Origin of the sequence: Acinetobacter sp. UBA5934, assembly GCF_002430855.1 — a bacterium.
Taxonomy (GTDB): domain Bacteria; phylum Pseudomonadota; class Gammaproteobacteria; order Pseudomonadales; family Moraxellaceae; genus Acinetobacter.
Window position 1 is genome coordinate 1 of the sequence record NZ_DJDC01000123.1, and the last position, 5,261, is coordinate 5,261.

The window sequence follows — 5,261 nt, forward strand, 5'->3', positions numbered from 1 at the left end:
GTCGACATCATGAACCTGCAAAAAGTGGCGGCGATTAAAGGTGCAGATGAAACCGCGAATGGTCTGGTGGAAGTGACGCTGGAAAATGGTGCGAAGTTAGAATCGAAAACCATCATCCTGTCGACCGGTGCACGCTGGAGAGAGATGAATGTTCCGGGTGAGCAGGAATACAAAACCCGTGGTGTGGCCTACTGCCCGCACTGTGATGGTCCACTGTTCAAAGGCAAACGTGTGGCGGTGATTGGTGGCGGGAACTCGGGTGTAGAAGCGGCGATTGACCTGGCCGGGATTGTCGAGCATGTAACCTTGGTTGAGTTTGATACCAAACTGCGTGCGGATCAGGTCTTGCAGGACAAACTCAACAGCTTGCCAAATACCACCGTGATCATGAATGCACTTTCAACAGAAGTGGTCGGTGACGGTTCACAGGTGACTGCGCTGAAATATAAAGACCGTGCCACGGATGAAGAGCACACGGTGGAACTGGCGGGAATCTTTGTGCAGATCGGTTTGTTGCCAAATACCGACTTCCTGAAAGCATCGAAAGTGGAACTTTCCAACCGCGGCGAGATTGTGATTAACGAGCGCAACGAAACCAGTGTCAAGGGTGTATTTGCAGCAGGTGACTGTACCACCGTGCCGTACAAGCAGATCATCATTGCCACCGGTGAAGGCGCGAAAGCATCCCTGTCTGCTTTTGATTACATTATCCGTTCCGGGCAATAAATAAAAAAAGCCAAAGTGGCTATGTAGACATAGACACTTTGGCTCTAGTTCCCCAAGTTCTTGTTTTACCCTGTTTATAGGAACTCAGCACGCTAACTCTGGGTTCTTTTTTTTATCGCTACCATTTCCCTCGTTATTTTAATTTTATACATTTTTTATTTTGCGCTTTTTTTATTGTTCTTTCCCCAAGGTTACTTCGTTGAATCAAGCAAGTTTTATTCCACTTTCATCTGTTGGATTACGAGTTAAATAAATTCAAAGCCTTAAACTTCTGCAGCAATTGTTCTTGCGTTTCCACATGTTCAGGATGCGGAATAATGCACTCAATTGGACATACCGCTATACAGGTTTGATGCTCATAAAAGCCAACGCATTCTGTACAGCGCTTTACATCAATTTCATACACTTTATCGCCCTCATAAATCGCATCATTCGGACATTCCGGCAGACACATATCGCAGTTGATACATTTGTCAGTAATCAGCAAAGCCATTTTGTCTGGACATTCAAACCGCTTGGTAAGCTAAAGATGAAGCCGAAATATCAGCCGTCGAATTCGGTAAGTTGCGAATCAGCAGGGCATAGTTCATATCGACATCTGCAGGAACTGGAATATCCACCACATGGCCTGAGCCTTTGGCATCTTCAATCAGATTACCTTTTTTATCTTTCATTTGTGTTAAAGTAAAAGTGATATTGCCTTTCGTCGTCATCAGCTCAAGTGAATCGCCGACCACAAAACGGTTTTTGACTTCAATTTTGATGTAGTCACCGTTACGCTCTAATACTTCGCCTACAAATTGTTGATGATCAAAACGCGATGAACCCGTTTCATAATTTTGATATTCACTATGAATATGACGGCGCAGGAAACCTTCGGTATAACCACGATTTGCCAAGCCCTCCAGTTGAGTCATCAATGCTGGATCAAAAGGTTTGCCTTCAAGTGCATCATCAATCGCTTTACGGTAAATCTGGGCAGTACGCGCGCAGTAGAAATAAGACTTGGTACGACCTTCGATCTTCAAGGAATGAATACCCATCTTGGTTAGACGGTCGACATGCTGTACTGCACGCAAATCTTTGGAGTTCATGAAGTAGGTGCCATGTTCGTCTTCTTCAGCGGCAAACATGTCTTCTTCATTGCGTTGTAATAAAACCGGCTCGCCAAATTGGTGTTGTTCTAGGGCGTGTTGCTCATCGGCATCTTTGTTTTTGCAGCATGACGTTTCTTGGAACGATTCTTCAATTTGTTGAACTGGAATCACATCTCCAGTTTCATCTTCAGCTGCTTTGTGAATTTTATAGTCCCAGCGACAGGCATTGGTGCACGCACCTTGATTGGCATCACGTTTGTTCATATAGCCAGAAAGCAGGCAACGACCGGAATAAGCCATACATAATGCACCATGCACGAAAACTTCAATTTCCATGTCAGGGACATGATTCTTAATTTCTTCAATTTCTTCTATAGAAAGTTCACGTGACAAAATGACACGAGTGAGTCCCATGTTTTTCCAGAATTTTACCGTTGCCCAGTTGACTGCATTGGCTTGTACAGACAAATGTACCGGCATGTCTGGAAAATGCTCACGTACCATCATGATCAGACCCGGGTCAGACATAATCAGGGCATCAGGTTGCATGGTAACCACAGGTTCGAGGTCACGAATGAAATTTTTCAACTTGGAGTTATGCGGCTGAATGTTGACCACTACATAGAATTTTTTGCCCAAAGCATGAGCTTCGGCAATGCCAATTTTTAGATTGTCATGATCAAAAGCATTGTTACGTACACGTAAGCTATAACGCGGCTGTCCGGCATAGACCGCATCGGCACCATAGGCAAATGCATAGCGCATGTTTTTCAGCGAGCCGGCAGGAGAGAGAAGTTCTGTTACGTGTGAAATGGTCATGTCATTAAAGGCATAAAAAAACTATGGCTTTATTGTAGAGAACTAAAAAAATGATTCAACCTAGTAAAAAACTCGGAATTATCAAACATGTCATCAATTTTTCATTAATATATATGGTAATCCGTATATGCATATATATCTTATGGACTCAGTCAATTTTTTTAAATGTCTTGCCGATCAGACACGCTTGGACATTCTCATGCTGATTGTGAAACAGGGCGAACGATGTGTCTGCGATTTAACCGCAACTTTGGACTTGAGCCAGCCAAAAATTTCACGACATTTGGCGCTGTTACGTAGCAGCGGAGTTTTGCAAGATCGGCGTCAAGGACAGTGGATTTATTACAGCCTGGCAGCGGATTTACCGCAGTGGTGTCTGGACGTTTTAAACAGCGTTGCTGCACAAAATGACCGTTTTAATGCTGTGAATTTATCTCACTGCGAATCTTTAAATTGTTGTGAATAAGTAGTTGGAATAATAATGAATTTTCTTTTTTTATGTACCGGAAATAGCTGCCGTAGTATTTTGTCGGAAGCACTTTTTAATGCCCGTGCACCGCAGGGCTTTAGTGCCTGTAGCGCCGGTAGCAAACCTACTGGAACAGTTCATCCTTTAACATTGAAAACCCTGCAAAATTTGGGAATATCGACGCAAGGTTTATCCAGTAAAACCATGCAGGATTGTGAACAGTTTAATCCGCAAGTGGTCATTACCGTGTGCGGTTCAGCAGCTCAAGAACCTTGCCCCTTGTATCTGGGTAAAGCCATTAAGGCACATTGGGGACTGGAAGATCCTTCGCATTTAGATGTTTCTGAAGATGAAAAAATGAAGGCCTTTATGCAAACCGTGGAGCATATTAACCGTCGTTTTGATGCTTTTTTTGCCTTAGATTTAGCCCATTTATCTGTTGAAGAATTAAGCAAAGAAATCGAAAAAATTTCTGAAATTGCCTAATCGAGAAGGTTATGACTGCTAGAAAATTGTCTTTTCTTGATCGAAATCTAACGTTGTGGATTTTTATTGCCATGGCTTTAGGCGTTGCTATGGGTGTGTATTTGCCCCAGGCATCCTCTGCTTTAAATCAAATGAGTGTAGGGTCGGTAAATTTACCCATTGCATTCGGTCTGATTTTAATGATGTATCCGCCATTGGCCAAAGTAGATTATGCCGCTTTACCGCAGGTGTTTCAGGATAAACGCACCCTGATTTTATCTCTGGTACAAAACTGGCTGATTGCACCATGCTTGATGTTTGGTCTTGCAATGATCTTCCTGCAAAATTATCCGGAATATATGACCGGTCTGATTTTGATTGGCCTGGCGCGTTGTATTGCCATGGTTCTGGTCTGGAATAATCTGGCTTGTGGCGATAACCAGTATGTCGCGGCATTGGTGGCATTTAACAGTATTTTCCAGATTCTGTTTTTCAGTACTTATGCATGGCTGTTTTTAAGTTACTTGCCGCCTTACTTTGGTGTGGGCGGACAAGTGATTGATGTCAGTTTCTGGACCATTAGCCAGGCGGTGCTGATCTATTTGGGCATTCCATTTTTGTTGGGCTTTCTAACCCGATTATTTCTGGTTAAAGCCAAAGGTTTGCTGTGGTATCAAACTCAATTTATTCCCAAGATTAGTCCGCTCAGCTTGATTGCACTACTGTTTACCATTGTGGCGATGTTTAGTCTGAAAGGTGCAGATGTCGTTAGTTTGCCAATGGACGTATTGCGTATTGCGATTCCATTGACCATTTACTTTGTATTGATGTTCTTTATCAGTTTCTTTATGAGCAAATGGATGGGAAATGACTACCCACGCACCACAGCCATTTCTTTTACCGCAGCGGGGAATAACTTTGAACTGGCTTTAGCCGTTGCTATTGCTACATTCGGTTTGGCTTCGCCTGTGGCATTTACCACCATTATTGGTCCATTGGTGGAAGTGCCTGTGCTGATTGCTTTAGTCAGCGTGTCACTTTGGCTGCGTAAAAAGTTTTATGGCAATGAGACTCGTATTGCTGATTAATTGGCAAGGAATGAAAGAAATTCTTGTTTAAATGTTCTTTATCCTTTCTAACCGCAGAGGGAGGAATTAAGAAGAATGTTCATAAAATAAATGTGAGCTGAAAATGTCATTACCGAATATTGATTTAGATTTATTACCGACACCCAACTTTGGGCAGGTTCAGGCCAAGGAATTGGCCCATCCACCGCGTATTTTATTGCTTTATGGTTCAAACCGGGAGCGCTCTTATAGTCGCCTGGCAGTGCTGGAAGCTGGGCGTATTCTTGAGTATTTTGGCGCGGAGGTGAAAATCTTCCATCCCAAAGGTTTGCCCTTACCCGAAGATGCAGAAACTTCGCATGCTAAAGTGCAGGAATTACATACCTTACTGGCTTGGGCAGAAGGTATGGTGTGGTGTTCTCCAGAACGGCATGGTTCGATGAGTTCGATTTTGAAAGCGCAAATTGACTGGATTCCACTCGCGGCAGGAGCCATTCGTGCCACCCAAGGTAAAACCTTGGCTTTAATGCAGGTCTGTGGTGGATCGCAATCCTTCAATGCTTTAAATCAAATGCGGGTTTTAGGACGTTGGATGCGGATGATCACCATTCCAAATCA

General features: G+C 43.4%; 7 protein-coding genes. 5 read left to right on the plus strand and 2 right to left on the minus strand.

Going from position 1 to position 5,261, the window contains the following annotated elements; all coding sequences use genetic code 11:
* Positions 1-726 (plus strand): FAD-dependent oxidoreductase (locus B2Y23_RS08530; protein WP_291370227.1); only part of this gene is annotated, 726 nt, incomplete at its 5' end.
* Positions 727-964: 238 nt separating this feature from the next.
* On the opposite strand, the gene B2Y23_RS08535 is transcribed toward B2Y23_RS08530, so the two are convergent.
* Entirely contained in the window at positions 965-1,219 is a 255-nt protein-coding gene (locus tag B2Y23_RS08535; RefSeq protein WP_291352442.1) for a YfhL family 4Fe-4S dicluster ferredoxin, read from the minus strand.
* Between the two features lie 13 nt (positions 1,220-1,232).
* Positions 1,233-2,642 (minus strand): tRNA 5-hydroxyuridine modification protein YegQ, encoded by a 1,410-nt coding sequence (gene yegQ, locus B2Y23_RS08540; RefSeq protein ID WP_291370229.1) that lies wholly within the window; start codon positions 2,640-2,642, stop codon positions 1,233-1,235.
* 142 nt (positions 2,643-2,784) lie between these two features.
* Between yegQ and B2Y23_RS08545 the strand changes: the two genes are divergently transcribed.
* The 4 genes from B2Y23_RS08545 to B2Y23_RS08560 all read left to right on the plus strand — a co-directional run.
* Positions 2,785-3,108, plus strand: coding sequence for a metalloregulator ArsR/SmtB family transcription factor (locus B2Y23_RS08545; protein ID WP_291370236.1), 324 nt, complete (start codon positions 2,785-2,787; stop codon positions 3,106-3,108).
* Between the two features lie 15 nt (positions 3,109-3,123).
* Positions 3,124-3,597: an arsenate reductase ArsC gene (locus B2Y23_RS08550; RefSeq protein ID WP_291352435.1), complete on the plus strand. Its 474-nt coding sequence runs from the start codon at positions 3,124-3,126 to the stop codon at positions 3,595-3,597.
* 11 nt (positions 3,598-3,608) lie between these two features.
* On the plus strand, positions 3,609-4,664 hold the full coding sequence (arsB, locus tag B2Y23_RS08555; RefSeq protein WP_291370232.1) for an ACR3 family arsenite efflux transporter: 1,056 nt from the start codon (positions 3,609-3,611) through the stop codon (positions 4,662-4,664).
* A 103-nt stretch (positions 4,665-4,767) separates the two neighbouring features.
* The coding region (locus B2Y23_RS08560; protein ID WP_291370234.1) for an NAD(P)H-dependent oxidoreductase at positions 4,768-5,261 on the plus strand (494 nt) is incomplete at its 3' end.

Bases quoted from the DNA above. Each gene is read 5' to 3' on its own strand.
- arsB (WP_291370232.1), top strand. From the start codon at position 3,609: ATGACTGCTAGAAAATTGTCTTTTCTTGATCGAAATCTAACGTTGTGG.
- B2Y23_RS08550 (WP_291352435.1), top strand. From the start codon at position 3,124: ATGAATTTTCTTTTTTTATGTACCGGAAATAGCTGCCGTAGTATTTTG.
- B2Y23_RS08545 (WP_291370236.1), top strand. From the start codon at position 2,785: ATGGACTCAGTCAATTTTTTTAAATGTCTTGCCGATCAGACACGCTTG.
- B2Y23_RS08535 (WP_291352442.1), bottom strand. From the start codon at position 1,219: ATGGCTTTGCTGATTACTGACAAATGTATCAACTGCGATATGTGTCTG.
- yegQ (WP_291370229.1), bottom strand. From the start codon at position 2,642: ATGACCATTTCACACGTAACAGAACTTCTCTCTCCTGCCGGCTCGCTG.